This is a genomic window from Hylemonella sp. P2_B10, assembly GCF_056404875.1.
The window spans coordinates 550,857-572,611 of sequence record NZ_JBFUDE010000003.1 but is presented as its reverse complement, the minus strand read 5'-3'; the positions used below and the strand labels follow the sequence as shown (position 1 = coordinate 572,611).

Annotated in this window: 19 protein-coding genes; 9 read left to right on the top strand and 10 right to left on the bottom strand. The window is 66.2% G+C overall.

Annotated features, from left to right (window positions below):
• The first annotated feature begins 11 nt into the window (after window positions 1-11).
• The 3 genes from AC1DX2_RS15050 to AC1DX2_RS15040 all read left to right on the top strand — a co-directional run bounded on the left by AC1DX2_RS15050 (window position 12) and on the right by AC1DX2_RS15040 (window position 3,011).
• Window positions 12-1,001 carry a phosphatidate cytidylyltransferase gene (locus AC1DX2_RS15050; RefSeq protein WP_477197170.1) on the top strand — a complete coding sequence of 330 codons (990 nt, stop codon included), beginning with the start codon at window positions 12-14 and terminating at the stop codon, window positions 999-1,001.
• Between the two features lie 66 nt (window positions 1,002-1,067).
• Complete coding sequence (ruvC, locus tag AC1DX2_RS15045) at window positions 1,068-1,616, top strand: crossover junction endodeoxyribonuclease RuvC (protein WP_477197169.1); 549 nt, start codon at window positions 1,068-1,070, stop codon at window positions 1,614-1,616.
• A gap of 18 nt (window positions 1,617-1,634) precedes the next feature.
• Window positions 1,635-3,011 (top strand): MFS transporter, encoded by a 1,377-nt coding sequence (locus AC1DX2_RS15040; RefSeq protein WP_477197168.1) that lies wholly within the window; start codon window positions 1,635-1,637, stop codon window positions 3,009-3,011.
• Here AC1DX2_RS15040 and AC1DX2_RS15035 read toward each other — a convergent pair.
• The gene (locus AC1DX2_RS15035) at window positions 3,008-4,669 is read right to left on the bottom strand and encodes a S41 family peptidase (RefSeq protein ID WP_477197167.1); all 1,662 of its coding nucleotides are present in this window, start codon (window positions 4,667-4,669) and stop codon (window positions 3,008-3,010) included. The two genes, AC1DX2_RS15040 and AC1DX2_RS15035, sit on opposite strands and share 4 nt — an antisense overlap.
• A 57-nt stretch (window positions 4,670-4,726) precedes the next feature.
• Window positions 4,727-5,776 (bottom strand): saccharopine dehydrogenase NADP-binding domain-containing protein, encoded by a 1,050-nt coding sequence (locus AC1DX2_RS15030; protein WP_477197166.1) that lies wholly within the window; start codon window positions 5,774-5,776, stop codon window positions 4,727-4,729.
• 131 nt (window positions 5,777-5,907) lie between these two features.
• Here AC1DX2_RS15030 and AC1DX2_RS15025 point away from each other — a divergent pair, with 131 nt between their 5' ends.
• On the top strand, window positions 5,908-6,519 hold the full coding sequence (locus AC1DX2_RS15025; RefSeq protein ID WP_477197165.1) for a TetR/AcrR family transcriptional regulator: 612 nt from the start codon (window positions 5,908-5,910) through the stop codon (window positions 6,517-6,519).
• 13 nt (window positions 6,520-6,532) lie between these two features.
• Here AC1DX2_RS15025 and AC1DX2_RS15020 read toward each other — a convergent pair whose 3' ends face one another.
• Complete coding sequence (locus AC1DX2_RS15020) at window positions 6,533-7,324, bottom strand: peptidoglycan DD-metalloendopeptidase family protein (RefSeq protein WP_477197164.1); 792 nt, start codon at window positions 7,322-7,324, stop codon at window positions 6,533-6,535.
• A gap of 14 nt (window positions 7,325-7,338) precedes the next feature.
• Between AC1DX2_RS15020 and AC1DX2_RS15015 the strand changes: the two genes are divergently transcribed.
• Entirely contained in the window at window positions 7,339-8,517 is a 1,179-nt protein-coding gene (locus tag AC1DX2_RS15015; RefSeq protein ID WP_477197163.1) for an acyltransferase family protein, read from the top strand.
• Here the strand turns inward: AC1DX2_RS15015 and AC1DX2_RS15010 are convergent.
• A complete protein-coding gene (locus AC1DX2_RS15010; RefSeq protein ID WP_477197162.1) occupies window positions 8,471-9,217 on the bottom strand; it encodes a fused MFS/spermidine synthase in 747 nt (248 codons plus the stop codon). The genes AC1DX2_RS15015 and AC1DX2_RS15010 overlap by 47 nt on opposite strands.
• A gap of 43 nt (window positions 9,218-9,260) precedes the next feature.
• On the opposite strand from AC1DX2_RS15010, the gene AC1DX2_RS15005 reads away from it, so the two are divergent.
• Window positions 9,261-10,049: a hypothetical protein gene (locus tag AC1DX2_RS15005; protein WP_477197161.1), complete on the top strand. Its 789-nt coding sequence runs from the start codon at window positions 9,261-9,263 to the stop codon at window positions 10,047-10,049.
• A gap of 197 nt (window positions 10,050-10,246) precedes the next feature.
• Window positions 10,247-11,545 carry a PilT/PilU family type 4a pilus ATPase gene (locus AC1DX2_RS15000; RefSeq protein WP_477197160.1) on the top strand — a complete coding sequence of 433 codons (1,299 nt, stop codon included), beginning with the start codon at window positions 10,247-10,249 and terminating at the stop codon, window positions 11,543-11,545.
• A gap of 33 nt (window positions 11,546-11,578) precedes the next feature.
• Here AC1DX2_RS15000 and AC1DX2_RS14995 read toward each other — a convergent pair whose 3' ends face one another.
• The 3 genes from AC1DX2_RS14995 to AC1DX2_RS14985 are packed head-to-tail and all read right to left on the bottom strand — an operon-like array spanning window position 11,579 to window position 17,617.
• Window positions 11,579-13,060 carry an efflux transporter outer membrane subunit gene (locus AC1DX2_RS14995; protein WP_477197159.1) on the bottom strand — a complete coding sequence of 494 codons (1,482 nt, stop codon included), beginning with the start codon at window positions 13,058-13,060 and terminating at the stop codon, window positions 11,579-11,581.
• Window positions 13,061-13,069: 9 nt separating this feature from the next.
• On the bottom strand, window positions 13,070-16,237 hold the full coding sequence (locus AC1DX2_RS14990) for an efflux RND transporter permease subunit (protein WP_477197158.1): 3,168 nt from the start codon (window positions 16,235-16,237) through the stop codon (window positions 13,070-13,072).
• Window positions 16,238-16,261: 24 nt separating this feature from the next.
• On the bottom strand, window positions 16,262-17,617 hold the full coding sequence (locus AC1DX2_RS14985) for an efflux RND transporter periplasmic adaptor subunit (RefSeq protein WP_477197157.1): 1,356 nt from the start codon (window positions 17,615-17,617) through the stop codon (window positions 16,262-16,264).
• A 106-nt stretch (window positions 17,618-17,723) separates the two neighbouring features.
• Between AC1DX2_RS14985 and AC1DX2_RS14980 the strand changes: the two genes are divergently transcribed.
• Together AC1DX2_RS14980 and AC1DX2_RS14975 are read left to right on the top strand one after the other, a co-directional pair.
• Window positions 17,724-18,368, top strand: a complete 645-nt coding sequence (locus AC1DX2_RS14980) for a TetR family transcriptional regulator (RefSeq protein ID WP_477197156.1) — start codon at window positions 17,724-17,726, stop codon at window positions 18,366-18,368.
• 12 nt (window positions 18,369-18,380) lie between these two features.
• Entirely contained in the window at window positions 18,381-19,076 is a 696-nt protein-coding gene (locus AC1DX2_RS14975) for a glycosyltransferase family 2 protein (RefSeq protein ID WP_477197155.1), read from the top strand.
• Window positions 19,077-19,173: 97 nt separating this feature from the next.
• On the opposite strand, the gene AC1DX2_RS14970 is transcribed toward AC1DX2_RS14975, so the two are convergent.
• The 3 genes from AC1DX2_RS14970 to ftsZ form a co-directional block, all read right to left on the bottom strand.
• Complete coding sequence (locus AC1DX2_RS14970) at window positions 19,174-19,350, bottom strand: hypothetical protein (protein WP_477197154.1); 177 nt, start codon at window positions 19,348-19,350, stop codon at window positions 19,174-19,176.
• Window positions 19,351-19,394: 44 nt separating this feature from the next.
• Window positions 19,395-20,321 (bottom strand): UDP-3-O-acyl-N-acetylglucosamine deacetylase, encoded by a 927-nt coding sequence (gene lpxC, locus AC1DX2_RS14965; protein ID WP_477197153.1) that lies wholly within the window; start codon window positions 20,319-20,321, stop codon window positions 19,395-19,397.
• Between the two features lie 97 nt (window positions 20,322-20,418).
• Window positions 20,419-21,648 carry a cell division protein FtsZ gene (gene ftsZ / locus AC1DX2_RS14960; protein WP_477197152.1) on the bottom strand — a complete coding sequence of 410 codons (1,230 nt, stop codon included), beginning with the start codon at window positions 21,646-21,648 and terminating at the stop codon, window positions 20,419-20,421.
• Between the last annotated feature and the right edge of the window lie 107 nt (window positions 21,649-21,755).

The window sequence follows — 21,755 nt, the reverse complement described above, 5'->3', positions numbered from 1 at the left end:
CCCTTGCCGCCATGTACCAGTACCTGAAGAACCTGACCGCCACGCAGCAGATCGGCGCGCTGTTCATCATCGTCTTCGGCATCCTGTTGGTCATCAGCGCCACGGTGTTCATGCTGTCGCTGAAGGAGCATGCCGACGAGGATGTCGCCGACAAATGGCGCACCGAGTTGCGCAGCATGGAAGGCACGCTGCGCGCCAGCTGGTTGATGATGTTCATCTTCTGGATCGGCTGGGTCACCGGCGAGCGGGTGGCGCTGGCGCTGTTTGCCATCGTGTCGTTCTTCGCGCTGCGCGAATTCATGACGCTGTCGCCCACCCGCCGGGGCGACCACCGCAGCCTGGTGCTGGCCTTCTTCGTGGTGCTGCCGGCACAGTACTGGCTGGTGGGGGCCGAGCACTTCGACCTCTTCACCGTGTTCATCCCGGTCTATGTGTTCCTGGCGGTGCCGGCGGTGAGCGCGCTGGCCGACGACCCGCAGCGCTTCCTGGAGCGCAACGCCAAGCTGCAATGGGGCATCATGGTGTGTGTCTACGGCATGAGCCACGTGCCGGCGCTGCTGTTGCTGGACTTTGCCCATTACGACAACAAGAACGCCTTCCTGGTGTTCTTCCTGGTGCTGGTGGTGCAGACCTGCATGGTGGTGCAGCACACCGTCTCGCGCCGCCTGGCGCGCGCGCCGCTGGCGCCCAACATCAGCAAGAGCTTCAACTGGCGCAGTTGCTGGAGTGGCATTGTGGCTGGCAGCCTGCTGGGCGCGCTGCTGGCCGGCATCACGCCTTTCGTGCCGGGGCAGGCTTTCGCACTGTCCTTCATCGCCTGCTTCGCCGGCACCATGGGCCACCTGGTGATGAAGGCCATCAAGCGCGACCGCGGCGTCACCAACTGGGGACTGCAGGGCATGTCCACCACCGGAGCCAGCGGCTTGCTGGATCGGGTGGACGCGTTGTGCTTTGCCGCACCGGTGTTCTTTCACTCGGTGCGCTGGTATTTCGGTTTATGAGATATTGCGGGACACACCGCAGCCCACGCAGTGGGCAAGCTCTGTCCCCAACATATTGAAAATCTGATGCGAATCCTTGGCATAGACCCCGGCCTGCGCACCACCGGCTTTGGCCTGATCGACGTCGAAGGCAGCGCGCTCAGCTATGTGGCCAGCGGCACCATCAGCACGCTGCAGGTGGAGCAGGGCCTGCTGCCGCAGCGGCTCAAAACCTTGTACGACGGCTTGCGCGAGGTGGTGGCGCGCTACCAGCCCGACTGCGCGTCGGTGGAGATCGTGTTCGTCAACGTCAACCCGCAATCCACACTGCTGTTGGGTCAGGCGCGCGGCGCTTGCGTCACCGCGCTGGTGTCGCGCGACCTGCCGGTGGCCGAGTACACCGCCTTGCAGATGAAGCAGGCGGTGGTGGGCCATGGCCGGGCGCAAAAGGCCCAAGTGCAGGAGATGGTGCGCCGCCTGCTGACCCTGCCCGGCCTGCCCGGCACCGACGCCGCCGACGCTTTGGGCATGGCCATCACCCACGCGCACGCCGGCCACGCCATGGGCCGGTTGGCCCAGGCCACGGCGCTGAACCGCAAGACCAGCGGCATGTACCGCGCCGGACGCAGCCACTGACCCATCTCCCCGCACGCCATGGCCGACAGCAGCCCACCGTCCGCAAAACAACAACAGGAACAAGCGCAGGAACGCCACGGTCCGGCGGCTTTGGCCGCCATCCTGATCGGCGTGTCGCTGGGCGCGCTGGACACCGCGATTGCCAACACCGCGCTGCCCGCCATTGCCGCCGACCTGCATGCGCCGCCGGCCGCCTCCATCTGGGTGGTCAATGCCTACCAACTGGCGGTCGTGGCCACCATGCTGCCCTGCGCCGCCTTGGGCGACCTGCTGAGCCCGCGCAAGGTGTTCCTGTGGGGCCTGGCCATCTTCACCGCCGCCTCGGTGCTGTGCGCGCTGGCGCCCACACTGGCGCTGCTGTCAGCGGCGCGCGCTCTGCAGGGTGTGGGGGCAGCCGGGGTGATGAGCGTCAACATCGCGCTGATTCAGCAAATCTTCCCGCCCACCCGGCTGGGCCGTGGCGTGGGCATGAACGCGCTGGTGGTGGGCATGGCCTTCGCGCTCGGGCCCACGGTGGCCTCGCTGCTGCTGGCGGTGGGCTCATGGCACTGGCTGTTTGGCATCAACCTGCCGCTGGGCCTGCTGGCGCTGGCCTTCGCCGTGCCCTCACTGCCGCGCGCGCCGCAGCGCGGCCACGGGTTCGATCGCCTCACCGCCGTGCTGACCGCCACCACCTGCGCGGCGCTGATTTTTGCGCTCAGCAGCGCGGCCCAGCGCGAGCCCTGGCCGCAGATCGTGCTGCCGCTGCTACTGTGCGTGGCCAGCGGCGCCTGGTTGCTGCGCCGCCAGGCTGGCCACCCGGCGCCCATGCTGCCGGTGGACCTGATGCGCCGCCCGATGTTCGCGCTGTCGGTGCTGACCGCAGTGGCCTCGTTCGCCACCCAGGGCCTGGCGTTCGTGGCGCTGCCGTTCTATTTTGAAGAGGTGTTGCACCGCGACCCGGTGCAGACGGGTTTCTTGATGACCCCCTGGCCACTGATCGTGGCGCTGGCCGCGCCGATTGCCGGCCGCCTGTCAGACCGCCACCCACCCGGCCTGCTGGGCGGCGTGGGCCTGGCGGTGCTGAGCGTGGGCATGGTGTCGCTGGCGCTGCTGCCGGCCGACCCGTCGGCCGTGGACATCGTGTGGCGCATGCTGGTGTGCGGCATCGGCTTTGGCTTCTTCCAGTCGCCCAACCTGAAGGCACTGATGTCGGCCGCGCCGCCTGGGCGCAGCGGTGGCGCCAGCGGCATGGTGGGGCTGGCGCGGTTGACCGGGCAGACGCTGGGCGCAGCGCTGGTGGCGCTGTGCCTGGGCCTGGCCGGTGTGCACGGAACCACCTGGGCGCTGTGGCTGGGCGTGGTGTTTGCCGGTGTGGCGTCGTTGGCCAGCTTTGCGCGCTTGCGTGTGCGCTAGGGCTGCGTGGTGCGTGGGCGGTACAGGCGGTTTTCGCGCAGCGCCCCGCGCACCAGGTGAAGCTCAGCTGCGGGACGGACTGCAGCCAGCCGGTTGCTTAGCGCCGAGGCGCTTAGCGTGCAGGAGCCGGTGGCACGGTATTGCAGCGCCGTGGCCAGCAAGGCCTCGTTCGGATCGCCCAGCGCGTGGTACAGGTCATCCGCCACCACACAGCCCGGTAACCGATTGGCCGGTGTGCCGCTGCCGCCGGGTACGAAGCCGTCTGTGTAGTCGCCAAAGCCGGTGTTGTTCACCCCCTTGAACTGGATGGTGAAGTAGGTGACACCACAGTTGTCCTGCGGCAAGAAACCGTATGGCTTGCCACATGTCGTGCTGCCGACCAGCACCACCTGCACGCCAGCACCGTTCAGGCCATTGATGATGGCTTCGCTGGCCGAGCAGGTACCCGCACCCGTCAGCACAAACACGCGCGCCAGGCCCAATTGCGGCAGCGGCTGCCCTGCCGGCGTGGAAAAGCCCTGGCTCTGGTTGAGAAAGGGCGTGGTGGCGTCGGCCACGCTGAGGCCAAACGGGTTCTTGTCGTTGAAGCTCGCCTGCTCGAAGGTCTTGCCTTGCGTTTGGGTTGGGCCGGCAACCATGTAAGCCAGCTCGCTGGCGATGTCCAGCAGGCCGCCACCGTTGTAGCGCAGGTCCAGCACCAGGTCGCTGACGCCGCTGCCGCCGTTGGCGGCCTTCAGCTGGTTGATGGCCGCAATCAGCTGGCTCTCTGCGGTGGCGATGTGGTCGTTGAACTGCAGGTAGCCCACCCTGTTGTTGGGGGCCGGCAGCGTGCGCACCTTCTGCACCGGCGTGGAGACCACTTGCGCCCCGGTCAGCGTGATGCTGCGCGTGCCGCCGCTGGTGTCCGCCACACCGAAGGTGTAGGACTTGCCCGCCAGCGGTGAAAACAGGCCTTCGTTCAACGTGGTGAGGTCGTTGCTGCTGCCGACGGAGACGCCATTGACACTGAGAATCTGCATGCCGCGGTCCATGCCCGCCGCTGCCGCTGGCGTGCCGGGGTCCACATAGGCCACCATCGCTGTTCGCGTGCTGGTGCTGTTGGTGAAGGCCAGTTGGAAGCCGAAGCCCACCGAACTGCCGGCGTTGGACAGGTTGACCCAGTCCGCGGTGAGGTAGGTGAAGTGGAACTTGTCCTTGGGTGCGCCCGAGGCGGTGAGTTGCGTGGAGCGCAGGCTGTTGAAGTAAGTGTCCAACACGTCGTAGTTGGACGTCATCGTCACCAACTGGCTGCGGTTGCTGGCCGGGTCGGTGTACGACACCGTGCTGCCCACCTTGAACAGCGCCGGCTCAGGCCCCACCACGTCCTGGTACCACAGGTAGGTTTCGTTGACGTAGGAACGCACCCATTGCTTCTCGTTGTCCAGCGTGCCTGGCTTGTCGCCATAGGGCTCTCCGGTGAACGGGTCAACCAGGCTGGCGGCCCGCGGCGCCACGCACAGGCGCTCGGCACTCTTGGCGCTGGGCAGCGGTGACGGCTCCGCATAGGGTTTTGGTTGCGAGTTGCCGCTGCTCTGCGGGTCGCCGCTGCCACCCCCGCCACCGCAAGCCGACAACAACACAGCCGCGCATGCGGCAGCCAGCCCATTGCGTGTTCTCATGTTCTGCATCCTCCCTGTTGCAGCGATTCTAGCCAGCATGCGGGGCTGGCCAGGCCATCAATCAGAGGCTACGGCGATCCACTCTTCGGCAACCAGAGCCTTCAGGAACGCGGCCGCGTCAAACACCTCACCCGGTGCCACAGCGCCGCTGGTGTGGCCGGGGGTCTGGCCATCCAACACCCGCAGCAGCGCTTCCACCACCAGCGGTGCCGTGAAGGCGTAGATGTCGCGCCCACGCGCGCTCACGCGCCGCGTGGCGTCTCCCCTGCGCACCACGGCCTCCATCAGGAACTGCTGCGCCGACCGTCCCGAGGCATCGCTGGCGCTGGGGGGTGGCGTGCTGCCGTCGCGGATGTCGCTCAGCGCCACCTGGCTGAGGTAGGTGTGCAGATGGTTGGTGTGCAGGTGGCGGGTGATGGTCACCACCTCCGAGAACGGCACTTCGACCACATCCTGTTGCCCGACGGGCTCGGCAAAGCGCCAGCTTGTCTCGCGCGCGGGCAGACTCTGAGGCACGAGCTGCCCGTCGGTGACCACCAGCCGGCGGAAGGTGTTGCGCTCGCCGGTGATGCGCGTGCCTTCGGTGGGCCACCACCGGTCCAGCGCGATGGCGATGTCGATGGCGTCGGCGGCCTCCCAGTCGCCCATGGCCTGCGTGGCCAGCAGGTCACCCAGGCCGCCGTAAAAAGCCATGGCGGGCATCACGAACACGCCGGCCGCGCGGGCCGGTTCGTCGAAGTCTCGCAGCGTGGCTTGCGCGCTGGCCTGTTCGGCCGTGACGTCGAAGTAATGCAGGCCGGCGCGCAACGCCGCCCGCACGGCCGCATCCGCCGTGTCCAGGAACGGCCCCGCGCAGTTGATGAGCGCCTGCGCACCGGCCAGGGCACGGTCCAGCGCGCCCGGCTCGTCCACGGATGCGGTTCTGACCGCCACACCCTGCTCGGCCCATCCCATCCCGGCCAACTTCGCGGCGTCACGGCCAATGGCGATCGGCGCGAAGCCGCGCCGCAGCAGCTCGGCCACCACAAACCGGCCGGTGTGCCCGTAGGCGCCCAGCACAGCGACTTGTCGCCCATGTCCCGGGGCGGCGGGGAGGTTGGTGTTCATCTTCAAGTGTCCTTCGGTGCCAGGTGTTAAACGATACAGACCGGTATGTTTTGCCTGTTGTTGCGAATAATACATACAGGTCTGTAGCGTGTCAAGCGCCATTGCGGTATGCTCACGGTAGAGGTTCACCGATGGCAAAACGCTCAGTAATGGAAGAAGCAGGCAGCCTGCCCGGCGGTGGGTCGGACGTGCGACAACGCATCCTGGACACGGCATCGCAGCTGTTTTACCGCCGCAGCGTGCGCGCGGTGGGTGTGGACCTGATTGCCGAAGAGGCCCAGGTGGCCAAAACCAGCCTGTACCGCTACTTCCCCACCAAAGACGACCTGGTGGCCGCCTTTCTGGACCTGGAGGACAAGGACTTCTGGCTGTGTTGGGACCGCGTCGCGCAGCAGCACACCCATCAACCGCAGGCAGAACTGGACGCGCACCTGGCCTGGATTGGCGAGCGGGTGGCGCGCACCAACTACCGGGGTTGCCCGCAGATCAATGTGGCGGCCGAATTTCCCGAGCCCGACCACCCGGCGCGCCAGGTCGCCACGGCGCACAAGCGGGAACTGCGGCAGCGGTTGCGCGGCATTGCCGAGCGGCTGAAAGCCAAGCGCCCCGATGAACTGGCTGGCCAGCTGGCGCTGCTGATCAACGGCGCCTTTGTCAGTTCGCAGGCGCTCTCGGAAGGCGAGGCGACACCGCTGCTGCAGGCCACAGCCCGCGCACTGGTGGCCGCGGCCGGCAAGGCCTGAGCGACCGCACCGGCTAGCGCGGCGGCAGGTAACGCACCGGGTCCAACGGGTGCGTCAGCCCGTCCGCGCTGACGTGGCGCAGCTCGAAGTGCAGCTTCACCCTGTCGGTGCCGCTGGCGCCCATCTCGGCGATCTTCTGCCCCTTGCGCACCGCCTGGCCGTCCTTCACCAGCAACTGCTGGTTGTGCGCGTAGGCTGTCAGGAAGCCATCACCGTGACGGATCATCACCACATTGCCCAGGCCACGCACCTCGTCGCCGACATACATCACGGTACCGTCGGCCGCCGCCAGCACGGCGTCACCGGCCTTGCCGTCCAGGTCCAGCCCGCGGTTGTTGCTGCCGTCAAAGCCAGCAATCACGCGGCCACCGGTGGGCCAGGCCAGCGCAATGCTGGCGTCGCGCGCCGTTGGTGCTGGCAAGGCCCTGCCGACGCCGGCCGGCGCTGAGGGCTCGCGCGCAGAAGAAGGCGCACGCCCAGGTGCCGCGCCCGCCGTGGCCGCATCGGGTGGCGCCACCCGCAGCACCTGGCCGACATCGATCTGGTTGGCGTTGGACAAGCCATTCCAGCGCGCGATGTCGCGCCAGTTCTGGCCGGTGGCCAGACCTATGGAGCCCAGCGTATCGCCGGGCTTCACGGTGTAGAGCACCGGCCCGCCACCACCAGCGCGCGTCGACGACGGGCCAGAGCCAGAAGCAGCACCGGAACGCTGAACCGGCTTGGAACCACAGCCAGCCAGCAAGGCACAGACCAGCAGCCCCCATGCAACAATGCTCCGCTTGCGCTCACCCCGCCAACCGCCCATACACCCCTTCAGTTGTGACTGCCGACAATTCTAGGACCGTAGCGTCCACGCGCAACGCCGGAATCGATCTGTTACGTGGCCTGGCCATTCTGCTGGTGGTGCTGCGCCACGTCGACATCCGCATGCCGCTGCGGTCCAGCATGCTGGCCGACGTCCTGCCCCGGCCGTTGCTGAATGCCTTGGTGCACAGTGGCTACGAGGCGGTGTTCATCTTCTTCGTCATCTCCGGTTTCCTGATCACCCTCAACACACTGGCGCGCTGGGGCAGCTTGTCGGCGATCGACTGGCGCGCCTTCTACGTGCGCCGCGCCGCCCGCATCCTGCCTTGCCTGCTGCTGCTGCTGCTGGTCCTGAGCCTGCTGCACCTGGCGGGCCTGAAGGACTACGCCATCACCCGCGCAGGCCAGTCGCTGCCCCAGGCGCTGCTGGCCGCCTTGGGCCTGTACCTGAACTGGTACGAGGGCCAGACCGGTTACCTGCCCGCCAATTGGGATGTGCTGTGGTCGCTGTCGGTGGAAGAGGTGTTTTACCTGGCCTTTCCCCTGCTGTGCCTGACCGTGCGGCGTGAACGCTTGCTGCTGGCGCTGCTGCTGGTGCTGGCCCTGTTGCTGCCGGTGCTGCGTGCGGGCACAGGTGGCAGCGACATCTGGCAGCAAAAGGCCTACTGGCCCGGCTTTGCGGCCATCTCCCTAGGGGCGGCCGGCGCGCTGCTGGCTGTGCGCGCCGGCGCCCAACGGCCACTGTTCAACCGGCTGCTGGTCGCCGGGGGCACGGTGGGCCTGGGTAGCGTGCTGCTGTTCGACGCCGTGTTGTGGCCGGTGCTGGGCCACGGCAGCCTGCTGCTGCTGACAGGCGCCACGCTGTGCCTGTTGTTGGGCTTCCATTGGCAGGCCCAGGGCGAGGCCAAGCCGCCCTGGCGCATCTGGGGCACCGGCTGGCTGCAACTCGGTGGCCGGTTCAGCTATGAGGTCTACCTCACCCACATGTTCGTGGTGCTGCCACTGGTGCGGGGGCTGCGCGCCCTCGATCTCACCCCAGGCTGGAACTTCGTCGCCCATGCCTGCGCGGTGGGCTTGGCCTGGCTGCTGGGCGCGGCGGTGGCGCGTGCCATCTCGCAACCCAGTGAACGCGCGCTGCGCCGGCGCCTCAGTCCAGCAGTTGGGGGTCGCCCAGCGTCCACGCAATGCGCATGAATTCCGGTTCCAGCTGCTCGTGTCCGTCATGCTCCCAACGCCAATCGCTGGCGCGCTGGCACATGGCGCGCGCCGACAGCGGCACCCCCTTGCGCACGAATGCCACGCTGTTGCCCACCCGCAGTGTGGGCAATTCCAGTGGCGCGTGGCCGAAGATCTGGGTGATGCGCTGCTGGCAGCGCGCCAATTCCTGCGGCTCCTGGTGGAAGTTGATCACCAACAAGCCACCCGGAGCCAGCACGCGCTGGCAATGCTCGTAAAAGGTCTGCGTGCACAGCTGGGGCGACTGGCCATGCTGATCGAACCCGTCCACCAGCAGCACGTCATACGCCCCCGCCCCGGCCTGGCGCACGAACTGGGCGCCGTCAGCCACCAGCACGCGGAAATGCGGGCCGTCGTCAGGGATCAGGAACTCATGGCGCAATGCCACCACATGGGGGTCTATCTCCGCGACGGTCATGTCCGCCAGCGGCAGGTAGCGATGGCAGTATTTGGCCAGGCTGCCGCCGCCCAGGCCAATCATGGCCATGCGCCGGGGCTGTGGGTTGACCAGCAAAAAACCCATCATGGTGCGGGTGTAGTCCAGCACCAGCGCGTCGGGTTGGCTGATGTACATGCGGCTTTGCAACTGGCCATAGGTGAAGTGCAGCGACTTGCTGCGGCCATCGTCATGCACGAAGGGCTTGGGTGGGCCAAACATACGGACATTGTGCCTTTTCCGGTGCTGGTAGCATGGCCGCTGCATGCAGTTCACCCATGATTTCACGCGTAGGATTTGGCTGACAGCAGCCTTGCTGGCGCTGCTGCCGGCAGGTGCGCACGCCGATGGTCTGGCCGACCTGAAGGCCCAACTGGCCAAGCCGCAAGGCAGCGCACCGGTGGTGGGCACGCTGGAGGTGAAACTGTGGCGCCGCCAGGGTGAGGGCAAGGACGCCGAGGAGTTGAACGGTGGCGCCAGCGTCAGCGTGGACGACGGGCCCCAGGGCCTGCGCATGTTCTTTGGCCGCAACACGCTGAACCGCGCCCAGGATGAGGACCGCGCCAAGGAAAAGGACGCCCGGGCCAAGACGCCCACCTCCAGCGCGCTGGTCAAGCTCAACTCGGGTGAGTTGCGCGATATGACGTCAGCGGCGCAGACGCTGCTGCGCGCACTGGAGAAAGCCCAGTTCAAGGGCGAGCGCGCCGACACCCTCAACGACAAGCCGGCGCGGCTGCTGAGCTTCGAATTGGGTCAGGACAAGATCGCCGAGAAGGACCGCAAGTACGTCAAAAGCTTCGAGGGCAGGCTGGAGGTGTGGGTGGACGCTGACGGCACCCCGCTGGCCAGCAAGACCCACATGCACGCCAAGGGCAGTGCCTTCCTGGTACTGAGCTTCGAGGTGGACAACGATGAGGACTACGTCTACACCCAGGCCGGCGAGCGCCTGCTGGCGCTGCGCAAGGAGGTGCGCAACAAGAGCACCGGTGCCGGCGACAAGAGCGAGCAGCGCACCACGCATACGCTGACGTTGCGGCCCGCGCCCGCACAATAGCGATCAAGTCACCGCCGGGCCGCCTCAAGGTGACTTGCGGCCCCCTCGGGGGGCAGCGAGCTACACGCAGTGAGCGAGCGTGGGGGCCAGCCACCAACTTGACCGCCCTCTCGGGCGGAACCATACTGTAGCCCTCACAACACGGGAGGCGCCATCGGCAAGACAGGCCGCCTTCTCTCTCGCTGAAGGTTGCCCCCATGGCCACGCTGACCGAAGAACAAGCCCGCTCCTACATGCACAAGCTGCTGGCCGCGATGAGCCAGGCCGGCGGCTCCGACCTGTTCATCTCCAACGAGTTTCCGCCCAGCATGAAGGCCAATGGCGCGATGACGCCGTTGACGCAGCAAAAGCTGAACGCCGAAACCACCCGCGCACTGGCCCATGCGCTGATGAACGAGCGCCAGCGCGAGGAGTTCGCCAAGGAGATGGAATGCAACTTCGCCATCTTCATCCCCGGTGTGTCACGCTTTCGCGTCAACGTGTTTGTGCAGCAGCAAAGCGTCAGCATGGTGGTGCGCACCATCGCCTCGGAAATCCCGAATTTCGAGAAGCTGATGCTGCCGGAAGTGCTGAAGGAAGTCATCATGAACAAGCGCGGTCTGGTGCTGGTGGTGGGCGGCACCGGCTCGGGCAAGTCGACCTCGCTGGCGGCGATGATCGACTACCGCAATTCCACCTCGCCGGGCCACATCATCACGGTGGAAGACCCAGTGGAGTACGTGCACGTCTCGAAGAAGTCGCTGATCAGCCACCGCGAAGTGGGGGTGGACACGCACAGCTGGCACCACGCGCTGAAGAACACGCTGCGCCAGGCGCCCGATGTGATCCTGATCGGCGAAATCCGCGACGCCGAGACCATGGAGCACGCGATTGCGTTTGCCGAGACCGGCCACCTGTGCCTGGGCACACTGCACGCCAACAATGCCAACCAGACGATTGACCGCATCATCAACTTCTTCCCCGAGGAGCGGCGCAACCAGCTGTTGATGGACTTGTCGGCCAACCTGCGCGCCATCATCTCGCAGCGGCTGGTGCGCAAGGAAGACGGCAAGGGCCGGCGCGCCGCCATCGAGATCCTGCTGAACACCCCCACCATCGCCGAGCGCATCTTCAAGGGCGCCTTCGGCGAAATCAAGGCGCTGATGGAAAAGTCGCGCGAACTGGGCATGCGCACCTTCGACTGGTCGCTGTTCGAGCTGTACAACGATGGCGAGATTTCCTACGAGGAGGCGTTGCGCAATGCCGACTCCGCGAATGAGTTGCGGCTGAACATGAAGTTGAAGAGCGTGCGCGGCGAGCCGGCCTCGGCATCCGGCGGCATGTCGCTGTCCATCGACAAGAGCCCGTCGCCCGAAGAGCTGGAAGCCCAGCGCGCCGAGGAGATGGTGAAGCAGCAGCAGCGGCGGCGCGAACTCGAAGAGCAGCAGCTGGAAAAGCTGCGGCAGGAGAAGGACAGCCGGTTCACCGACAGCAAGCAACCGCCGTCAACCGGCTGACCGGGCCGCCCGCCTGTCGCGGGCGGCGGTGTGTCAACGCACTGCGGCGACCTTGTCTGCGGGCTTGTCGGACACCTTGTCGGCATGGGTGCCGTCCCAGCCACCACCCACCGCCTTGTACAAGGACACCAGCGCGGCCAGTTGCGCGCGCTTGGCCTCGATCAGGTTGCTTTGGGCCTGCAGCAGGTCGCGCTGGGCGTTCAGCACCTCCAACTGGCTGCTGTAGCCATTGGCATAACGCAGGTCGGCCAGGCGCTTGGTGTCCTGCACCGCGGCAATGCGCTTCGCGGTGGCTTGCACCACCTCCTCGTTGGCGGCAATGCCCGTCAGCGCGTCGTGCACGTCGCGGAACGCGGCTTGCACGGCTTGCACGTACTGGGCAAGCGCCTGCTGCTTGCGCGCCTCGGCACCCGACACCACGGCATCGAGCGCACCGGCGCGGAAGATGGGTTGCGTCAGCCCCAGACCCAGGTTCCAGAACCGCGACCCGCTGTCAAACAGCGTCGCCATGCTGAGGGACTCATTGCCGGCACCGGCGGTGAGCTTCAGCGTCGGGAAGTAGGCGGCCTTGGCCTGGCCAATGTCGGCATTGGCGGCCACCAGTTGCTGCTCAGCGGCGATCAGGTCGGGCCGGCGGTTCAGCAGGTCAGAGGGCAGGTCGGCCGGCACCACGGCGCTTTGCTGCAGTGCATCGACTGCCTTGCCGCGCGCAATCACCGGGTTGGCGATCTGCGCCGGGCTGCGCCCCACCAGCAGCGCGATGGCCGACTCGGCATTGCGCACCGCCTGGCGCGCCTGCGCGGCTGCCGCCTCGGTGGCCGCGGCCTCGGCCTCGGACTGGTGAAAATCCAGCTGGCCGATGACGCCGGCATTCAGGCGCTTTTTTTGCAGGTTCAGGTTGTCGCGCCGTGTGGCCAGTGTGGCATCGGCCAAGGCCAGCTGGGCGTCGAAGGCGCGCAGGCTGAAATAGCTCTGCGCGACATTGGCATACAGCGAGGCCATCACCGTGCCGCGGCTGGCCTGGGCGGCCAGCAGGCGCGAACGCGCGGCCTCGTCGGCACGGCGCAGCTTGCCCCAGAAGTCCAGCTCGTAAGAGGCCGACAGGCCGACCTTGCGGTCGGTGACGATGGGGTAGGTGCCGGGCGTGATCTGGCCCGCGTTGGTGCTGAGGTGGCTCTTGGTCACCGAGGCGTTGCCGTCCACCGTGGGGAACAGGCCGGCGTGGGCGCCGGCATACAGCGCGCGCGCCTCTTCCACCCGGCCGGCGGCCAGCACCAGGTCCTGGCTGTTGGCACTGGCCTCGTCCAGCAGCGCATTGAGCACCGGGTCCTGGAAGGATTTCCACCAGTTCAACCAGTCGATCGCGCTGGCAGTGCCCTTGGCGGCACTGCCCGTGCTCAACTTGGCGGGGACATCCAACTCAGGGCGCTTGTAGTCGGGGCCCATGGCGCAGCCCACCAGCAGGCTGGCGGCAGCCAGCGCCGTCAGCAGCCTAGGGCGTTGTGTGGTTCTCATGTTCATGGCTTATTCCTTGATGACCGACTCGGGGTGCAGCGGCACATGCTCGGGATGGTCAAAATCTTCCTTGGTGGTCTTGAAGCGCCGGTCGTTCAGCAACTTGAAGAACAGGGGCACGAAAAACACTGCCAGGAAGGTGGCGCCCAACATGCCGCCCAACACACCCGTGCCCATGGACTGGCGCGCACCGGCGCCGGCGCCACTGGAGAAGGCCAGCGGGGCCACGCCCAGGATGAAGGCCAGCGAGGTCATCAGGATGGGGCGGAAGCGCAGGCGCGCCGCCTCCACCACCGCCGCCACCGGGCGGTAGCCCTCGTGCACCTTCATCACCGCAAACTCCACGATCAGAATCGCATTCTTTGCCGACAAGCCCAGCAGCGTGACCAGCCCGATCTGGAAGTACACGTCGTTGGTGAAGCCGTCGCTGGTGAAGCGGCGCAGGTACACCGCCAGCAGCGCGCCGAAGATGCCGAACGGCATGGCCAGCAACACCGAGAACGGCAGCGACCACTTTTCGTATTGCGCGGCCAGGATCAGGAAGATCAGCACAATGCCGGCGCCCAGCGCCAGGCCGCCGGCGCTGCTGGAGCGTTTCTGCTGGAACGAGGCGCCGCCCCAGTCAAAGCCCACGTCGGCCGGCAGCATCTTGGCCGACACCCGCTCCATGGCGGCTATCGCCTGGCCCGAGCTGAAGCCCGGCTTGGCGTCGCCAAAGAACTTGATGGCCGGCAGCGCGTTGAAGCGTTCCACCGAATCCGGGCCGCTGACAAAGCGCACCGTGGAGAAGGCGCGTATAGGCACCATCTGGCCCGTGCCGGAGCGCACGTACATGCCGCCAATGTCTTCCGGCTTGGAGCGGTACTGCCCCTCGGCCTGCAATTGCACGGTGTAGATGCGCCCACTCTTGTTGAAGTCGTTCACATAGTAGGCACCCAGCGTGGCTGCCAGCGTGTTGTAGACGTCGGACAGCACAATGCCCATCGAGCGTGCCTTGTCGTTGTCCACGTCGACGAACAGCTGCGGCGAGTTGGCCTGCCACAGCGTGCGCACGCCGGCCAGCTCGGGTTGCTTGTTGACCTCGGCCAGGAAAGCCGGCATCAGTTCCGCCAGGCGCTTGACGCCGCCGTCGCCCTTGTTCTGCAGGTAGAACTCGAAGCCACCGGTCTGGCCCAGGCCCTGGATGGCCGGCGGCGCGAAGAACAGCGGCAGGCCTTCCTTGATGCGCCCGGTCTTGTAGAAAGACTCGCCGACGAGCTGCTTGGCGCTCTGGGTACGCTCGTCCCAGGGCTTGAGCGGGAAGAACATGGTGGCGGCGGAGGACTTCAGGCCCCCACCACCCAGGAAGTCCAGGCCCACCAGCGAGAAGATGGTGTTGAGGTTCTTGTTGTCCTTCATCGCCGCCTCGACCTGCTTGACGGTGGCATCGGTGCGCGCCAGCGACGCGCCCTCCGGCAGGATCACGGCGCCAATGTAGTAGCCCTGGTCCTCGTCCGGCACCAGGCCGGCCGGCACGATTTTCCACATCAGGCCGGTGACCACGATCATGCCGGCAAACAGCAGCGTGCCCAGCACCGCGCGGCGCAGGATGAAGCTGACGCCGTCGATGTAGCCGCGCGTGATGCGCTTGAAAAAGCGGTTGAACCAGACGAAGAACCGGTTCTTGGTCGGTTCTTCGCGCTTCAGGAACACCACGCACAGCGCCGGCGTCAGCGTCAGCGCCACGATGCCCGACAGCACCACGGCAATCGAGATGGTGACCGAGAACTGGCGGTACAGCTCGCCGGCCAGACCGCCCAGGAAAGCGATGGGGCCAAAGGCCGCCACCAGCACCAGCACGATGGCGATCACCGGGCCGGTGACCTCGTGCATGGCCTCGATGGCCGCCTCCTGGATGGTCATGCCCTCTTCGTGCATCAGGCGTTCCACGTTCTCCAGCACCACGATGGCGTCGTCCACCACGATACCGATGGCCAGCACCATGCCAAACAGCGTCAGCGTGTTGATGCTGTAGCCCAGCAACTGCAGCCCGGCCATGGTGCCGATCAGCGACACCGGCACCGCCAGCGTGGGGATCAGCGTGGCGCGCCAGTTCTGCAGGAACAGGTACACCACCAGGAACACCAGAATCATGGCTTCGGCCAGCGTCTTCACCACTTCCTGGATGGACTCCACCACGAAGGGCGTGGTGTCGTAAGGCGTGGCGTAGTCCATGCCGGGCGGGAACTTGGCCTTCAGCCCCTGCAACGTCTTTTCCACCGCGGCACGGGTGTCCAGCGCATTGGCGCCGGTCTGCAGGAAGATGCCCACCGGCACCGACGGGTGGCCGTTGACGCGGCCATAGAAGCTGTAGTCCTTGGCCCCCAGCTCCACGCGCGCCACGTCCTTGATGCGTATGGTGCCGCCATTGGGCGAGCTCTTGATGATGATGTTGGCAAATTCCTCGGGCTCCAGCAGGCGGCCGCGCGCGGTCACCGTCATGGTCATCTCTTCGGAGTTGTTGGGCGGCGCGCCCACCTTGCCGGCGGCGTACTGCGAGTTCTGCTCGTTGATGGCGTTGGCAATCTCGGCCACCGTCACGCCCATCTGCGCCATGCGGTCCGGGCGCATCCAGATGCGCATGGCGTAGTCCTTGGCGCCGAAGATCTGCACGTTGGTGGTGCCGGGAATGCGCTTGATCGGGTCCAGCATGTTTTGCAACACGTAGTTGGACACGTACAGCGCGTCGTAGCGGTCGTCGGGCGAATAGACGGCCGCCACCACCAGGAAGTTGGCCGAGCTCTTGGACACCGTCACGCCCTGGCGCCGCACTTCCTGCGGCAGCTTGGCGTCGGCCTGGCGCACACGGTTGTTGACGTTGACCGCCGCGATGTCGAGGTTGGTGCCGACATCGAAGGTGATGTTGATGGACACGCGGCCGTCAGCCGACGACACCGAGTCCATGTACAGCATGTTCTCCACGCCGTTGATCTGCTCTTCGATGGGCGCGGCCACGGTGCGCTCCAGCACCTCGGCCGAGGCGCCGGGGTAGAAGGCCGTGACGTTGACCACCGGCGGCGAGATTTCCGGGTAGCGCGAGATCGGCAGCACGCGCATGGCGGCCAGGCCGGCCAGCACGATGATCAGCGACAACACTGTCGCGAAGATCGGCCGCTTGATGAAAAAGGTTGAAAACATGGGGAATGTCCTGGGCCAGCGGCCTTATTGTTTTGCTTTGGCGCCCGAAGCCGGTGCGGCGGGGGCGGCGGCCGGGGGAGCGCCGGCAGGGGCGCCAGTTGGTGCGCCTTGAGCAGGTGCGCCGCCCGCGGCGGCAGAGGCGGCCGGCAGCGGCACCGGCGTGACCGTCATGCCGGGGTCATGCGCCTTGATGAAACCGTCCACCAGCACGCGCTCGCCAGCGTTCAGGCCCTTGGTGACGATCCACTCGCCGTTGGTCCAGCCGTCCAGCTCCACCGGGCGCGGCGCCAGCTTGTTGTCCGGCGTCACCGTGAAGACGATCTTGCCCATGGGGCTGTCGATCACCGCGCGCTGGGGAATGGCCAGCGTGTTGGTGCGCTTGGCGCCTTGCAGCGTCACCCGCACGAACTGGCCGGGACGCAGCTTGCCATCGGGGTTGGCCACCTCGGCACGGGCGTCAAAGCCGCCGTTGACCGGGTTGATCTTTTCAGCCACGTAGGTCACACGGCCCACCTTGGCGGCACTGCTGCCGTCCGACATGCGCAGGCCCACTTCCAGGCCCAGGCCTTTGGCGTTCTTGCTGGCCAGGTCGATCTTGCCGTTGGCAATGTCGCGCGACAGCTTCAGGAAGTCGGACTCGGGAATGCTGAAATACACATACATCACCTCGGTCTGTACCAGCGTGGTCAGCAGGCTGTCGGCCGCCGTCACCAGGCTGCCATTGGCCTTGGTGGCGATGCTGGTGATGCCGCCAATGGGCGCCACCACTTTCGTGTAGCCCAGGTTCAGCCTGGCTTCCGCTGCCTGCGCGCGCGACTGTTTCAGCGTCGCTTCGGCGGTTTCGGACGCCGACTTGGCATCGTCATATTCCTTCTGGCTGATGGCCTTTTCAGCGGCCAAAGGCTCCAGCCGCGCCAATTCGCGCTTGGTCTGGTTGAGCCGGGCTTCGCTCACGGCCACCACCGCCTCGGCGGAGTTCACCTGCGTCTGAAACGGCGCCGGGTCGATCTGGAACAAGGGCTGACCGGCCGCCACGCGCGTGCCTTCCTCGAACAGGCGCTCCTGCAGGATGCCGGCCACGCGGGCGCGCACCTCGGTTTCGCGCGAGCCAGCGGTCTGGCCCACATACTCAAAGCCTATGCCCACGTCCTTGGCCTGCACGGTGACCACGGTGACCTCGGGTGGCGGCATGCCACCGCCCGGACCGCCGGGGCCCTTGGCCCCGCCTTCGGGCGCACCGCCGCAGGCAGCCAGCAGCACGGCGGTACCCACCGCCAGAGCCGCGCCCGCCCATCGGCCGCGCTGCGAAAATACCGGACCACCGGTGCCGCGGGCGATGCTGGCACTGGACAAAGACGTGCGTTGGAAAGGAACTTGCATGGTTGTGGATGTGTTTTCAGTGGGAATTGCCGCGATAGTATAAAATACATTCACGAATGTTTGCTTGGCTTTGTGCGAAGCAGCATTTTGTTCCCTAATTTCACACATGGCCAGAAAGACGAAACAAGAGACCCTAGAGACGCATACGGCTTTATTGGACGCCGCCGAACGCGTTTTCTATGAAAAAGGGGTTTCCGCCACCACGCTGGCCGACGTGGCCACCGCCGCCGGCATGACCCGTGGCGCCATCTATTGGCACTTCAAGGACAAGAGTGAGCTTTTAAGCGCGGTTTTTGACCGCGTGATGTCGCCCATGCAAAGCCTGCTGGTGGAGCTGACCACGGGCACCGACGCCGACCCATTGGCCGCGTTGCGCCAGCTGTCGGTGCACACGCTGACGCAGCTCACACGCAACCCGCGCCAACGGGTGGTGTTCAGCATCCTGTTCCACCGCAGCGAGAAGCAGACCGGCGAGCTGGCCGGCGTGTTCGCCAACGAGATGAACCAGCGCGACCAATGCCTGCCCATGGTCGAGGGCCTGCTGAAGCAGGCGGTGACCCAGGGGCAATTGGCCTCCGACACCGACACCGGGGTGGCCATGCAGACGCTGAACGCCTTCATGACCGGCGTCATGCACGAATGGCTGCTGGAACCCGACAGCTATGATCTGGCGCAGCACGCCGGCGCCATGTTTGACATTCTCATCGCCGGCCTGAAAGCCAAGCCACCGCTTAAAACCGCGCGCACCTGATACCCTGCCCCCATGGCCGACCAAGAACTGATTTCCTGCCTGTGCGTGACGCATTACCGCGTGGACAAGCTGCGCCGCGCCATCACCTGCTTCCAGCGCCAGACCCACGCGGCCCGCGAGTTGCTGGTGGTGTTTGAAAGCGACGACATGGCCACGCGCGACTTTCTGGCCAGTGTGAACGAACCGGCCGTGCGCGTGCTGGAAGTGCCCTACCTGCCCAAGCAGTCGCTGGGCGCGCTGCGCAACCTGGCCGTGCAAGCCGCGCAAGGCGCCTTCATCGCCCAATGGGACGATGACGACTGGCATGGCCCCACCCGCCTGGCCGAGCAGCTGCGCGCGCTGGCCGACCAACGCTACAGTGCCTGCGCGCTGATGCGCTGGGTGCTGTATGACGAGCTGACGCGACAGGCCTATGTGTCCGGCCCGCGCGCCTGGGAAGGCAGCCTGGTGGCGCGGCGCGACGCGCTGCCACCCTACCCCGAGCTGGCCAGGGGCGAAGACACCCCGGTGCTGGAGCAGTTGATGGCCCAGGACAGGCTGATAGGCCTGGACAGCCCGCAACTGTATATCCGCACCTACCATGGTGCCAACACCTGGAACCGCGCCCATTGGCGCAAGAATTTGCTGGCCCATGCACAGGCGCTGACACCAGAAGGCACGGACAAGGTCCGGCAGGTGCTGAGCGGGCATCTGTCAAGCATGGCATAGCCCGCGCGAAGCATTTACCCAGACAGTGATAGGCCCACTCAGGCTCGACGGCACAGGCCCATTTGTTGCGGCAGGCACACAGGCGCAAAACGCGCAGTCAGGCAACCCGCTCCAGCACCAGCACCGCGAAAAAGCCCAGCGCCGCGAACAGCGTCCACTTCAGCACCGTCAAGCCCCAGCGCTTGAAACGTGGCTGGCCGGTGGTGACAAAGAAGGCAAAGCAGACCCCCGACGCCAGCAGCAGCAGGAAGATGGCGGCGCGAAAGACGACCATGGCCAGGTGCGGGTGGTGAGGATCAGCCGGTGGCGCGCGGCCGCCTACCAGCTGCGAGCCAGCTGGGCGAAGCCCTTAGGCGCCAGCTTGTCGTCTTCGAAGGTGACCAGCTCCCAGGCGTCGGTGCGTTGCAGCAGTTCGCGCACCAGCTTGTTGTTCAGCGCATGGCCGGAGCGGAAGGCGCTGTAGGCCGCCAGCAGCGGCTTGCCCAGCATGTACATGTCGCCCATGGCGTCCAGCATCTTGTGCTTGACGAACTCATCGTCGTAACGCAGGCCGCCGGCGTTCAGCACCTTGTAGTCGTCCATCACGATGGCGTTGTCCAGCCCGCCGCCCAGGGCTAAGCCGTTGGTACGCATCATCTCCACATCACGGGTGAAGCCAAAGGTGCGGGCGCGGGCAATGTCGCGCGCATAAGAGTTGATGCTGAGGTCGAACTCGACGCGCTGGCCGGTGGAATCCACCGCCGGATGGTCAAAGGTGATCTCGAAGCTCAGCTTGTAGCCGTGGAACGGGTCCAGCCGCGCCCATTTCTCGCCCGGCGTGCCCTGGCCTTCGCGCACTTCCACCGGTTTGACCACGCGGATGAAGCGGCGCGGCGCATTCTGCAGCTCGATGCCGGCGCTTTGCAGCAGGAACACGAAGGACGCGGCGGAGCCATCCAGTATCGGCACTTCCTCGCCTGTGATGTCCACGTACAGGTTGTCAATACCCAGGCCGGAGCAGGCCGACATGAAATGCTCCACCGTGGCCACCCTGACGTTGCCATTGGATGCGGTGGTGGCCATGCGGGTGTCAGACACCGAGGTGGCCGACATCGGAATGTCCACCGGCTCGGGCAGGTCCACACGGCGGAACACAATGCCGGTGTCCGGCTGGGCCGGGCGCAGCGTCAGCTCCACCCGCTGGCCGCTGTGCACGCCCACGCCAACGGCGCGGGTCAGCGACTTCAGGGTTCTTTGCTGCAGCATGGGCATGATTTTAAAAGCAGCCGCTAGAGGCTGCTCCCCACCAGGACTTTGACCCCACACACTGGCGAGCCAGTGTGTGGGAGCAAGTGCTTACAGATCAATCCGCTTGCTTGCGCAGGAACGCCGGGATCTCATAATCGTCCATGCCACCGGAGGACAGTGCGTCCACCTTCGCAGCCGCCTGCGTGCGGTCGCGGGTGCGCCACACGCTGGGAGTGACCATGCCCTGGTAGTCCGGCTGGCTGGGCGCCATGGGTTGCGAGGTGGCGGTGGGGTTGACCACGGTGTTCAGCGTCGGCACCTGGAACGGCATGTTGTCGGTGCCGGTGCGCAGCACCTGCAGCGGCGGCGCGGTGCGGCGCACGCCTTGGCGGCTCAGGCCGGTGGCCACCACGGTGACACGGATCTCGTCGCCCAGGGCGTCGTCGTAGGCGGTGCCGTAGATCACATGCGCATCGGGCGAGGCGTAGGCACGGATGGTGTTCATCGCCAGCTTGGATTCGGACAGCTTCAGCGAACCCTTGGCGGCGGTGATCAGCACCAGCACGCCCTTGGCGCCGGACAGGTCAATGCCTTCCAACAGCGGGCAGGCCACGGCCTGCTCGGCGGCGATGCGGGCGCGGTCCGGGCCGTTGGCCACGGCGGTGCCCATCATGGCCTTGCCGGGCTCGCCCATGACGGTGCGCACGTCTTCAAAGTCGACGTTCACATGGCCGGGCACGTTGATGATTTCGGCGATGCCGCCGACCGCGTTCTTCAGCACATCGTTGGCGTGGGCGAAGGCCTCGTCCTGGGTGATGTCGTCGCCCAGAACTTCCAGCAGCTTCTCGTTCAGCACCACGATCAGCGAGTCCACATTGGCCTCCAGCTCGGACAGGCCGGCGTCGGCATTGGTCATGCGGCGACCGCCTTCCCAGTCGAACGGCTTGGTGACCACGCCCACGGTCAGGATGCCCATCTCCTTGGCGATGCGGGCGATCACCGGTGCCGCGCCGGTGCCGGTGCCGCCGCCCATGCCGGCGGTGATGAACAGCATGTGCGCGCCGTCGATGGCGGCGCGAATGTCCTCCACCGCCATCTCGGCGGCGTCGCGACCCTTGTCAGGCTTGCTGCCGGCGCCCAGCCCGCTGTTGCCCAGCTGGATGGTCTTGTGCGCCGGGCTGCGGCTCAGCGCCTGCGCGTCGGTGTTGGCGCAGATGAATTCCACGCCCTGCACCTGGCAGCTCAGCATGTGCTCCACGGCATTGCCGCCACCGCCACCCACGCCGATGACCTTGATCTGGGTACCCAGATTGAACTCTTCCACTTCAATCATTTCGATAGGCATGTGTCACTCCTGAAAATTTGATAACGCTCTGTCTTGAATGCAAAAAGGTAACTGCGGAAACAGGTCATGAGGGTGGGTCTGTCCCCCCCCTTCGTTGGTGTGGGCTG

Excerpts from the sequence above, each read along its gene's own strand:
- AC1DX2_RS15040 (WP_477197168.1), top strand. The coding sequence starts at position 1,635 with ATGGCCGACAGCAGCCCACCGTCCGCAAAACAACAACAGGAACAAGCG.
- AC1DX2_RS15020 (WP_477197164.1), bottom strand. The coding sequence starts at position 7,324 with ATGGGCGGTTGGCGGGGTGAGCGCAAGCGGAGCATTGTTGCATGGGGG.
- AC1DX2_RS15005 (WP_477197161.1), top strand. The coding sequence starts at position 9,261 with ATGCAGTTCACCCATGATTTCACGCGTAGGATTTGGCTGACAGCAGCC.
- AC1DX2_RS14975 (WP_477197155.1), top strand. The coding sequence starts at position 18,381 with ATGGCCGACCAAGAACTGATTTCCTGCCTGTGCGTGACGCATTACCGC.
- AC1DX2_RS14985 (WP_477197157.1), bottom strand. The coding sequence starts at position 17,617 with ATGCAAGTTCCTTTCCAACGCACGTCTTTGTCCAGTGCCAGCATCGCC.
- ftsZ (WP_477197152.1), bottom strand. The coding sequence starts at position 21,648 with ATGCCTATCGAAATGATTGAAGTGGAAGAGTTCAATCTGGGTACCCAG.
- AC1DX2_RS14990 (WP_477197158.1), bottom strand. The coding sequence starts at position 16,237 with ATGTTTTCAACCTTTTTCATCAAGCGGCCGATCTTCGCGACAGTGTTG.
- AC1DX2_RS15050 (WP_477197170.1), top strand. The coding sequence starts at position 12 with ATGTACCAGTACCTGAAGAACCTGACCGCCACGCAGCAGATCGGCGCG.
- AC1DX2_RS14980 (WP_477197156.1), top strand. The coding sequence starts at position 17,724 with ATGGCCAGAAAGACGAAACAAGAGACCCTAGAGACGCATACGGCTTTA.
- lpxC (WP_477197153.1), bottom strand. The coding sequence starts at position 20,321 with ATGCTGCAGCAAAGAACCCTGAAGTCGCTGACCCGCGCCGTTGGCGTG.
- AC1DX2_RS14970 (WP_477197154.1), bottom strand. The coding sequence starts at position 19,350 with ATGGTCGTCTTTCGCGCCGCCATCTTCCTGCTGCTGCTGGCGTCGGGG.
- ruvC (WP_477197169.1), top strand. The coding sequence starts at position 1,068 with ATGCGAATCCTTGGCATAGACCCCGGCCTGCGCACCACCGGCTTTGGC.
- AC1DX2_RS15010 (WP_477197162.1), bottom strand. The coding sequence starts at position 9,217 with ATGTTTGGCCCACCCAAGCCCTTCGTGCATGACGATGGCCGCAGCAAG.
- AC1DX2_RS15035 (WP_477197167.1), bottom strand. The coding sequence starts at position 4,669 with ATGAGAACACGCAATGGGCTGGCTGCCGCATGCGCGGCTGTGTTGTTG.
- AC1DX2_RS14995 (WP_477197159.1), bottom strand. The coding sequence starts at position 13,060 with ATGAGAACCACACAACGCCCTAGGCTGCTGACGGCGCTGGCTGCCGCC.
- AC1DX2_RS15025 (WP_477197165.1), top strand. The coding sequence starts at position 5,908 with ATGGCAAAACGCTCAGTAATGGAAGAAGCAGGCAGCCTGCCCGGCGGT.
- AC1DX2_RS15030 (WP_477197166.1), bottom strand. The coding sequence starts at position 5,776 with ATGAACACCAACCTCCCCGCCGCCCCGGGACATGGGCGACAAGTCGCT.
- AC1DX2_RS15000 (WP_477197160.1), top strand. The coding sequence starts at position 10,247 with ATGGCCACGCTGACCGAAGAACAAGCCCGCTCCTACATGCACAAGCTG.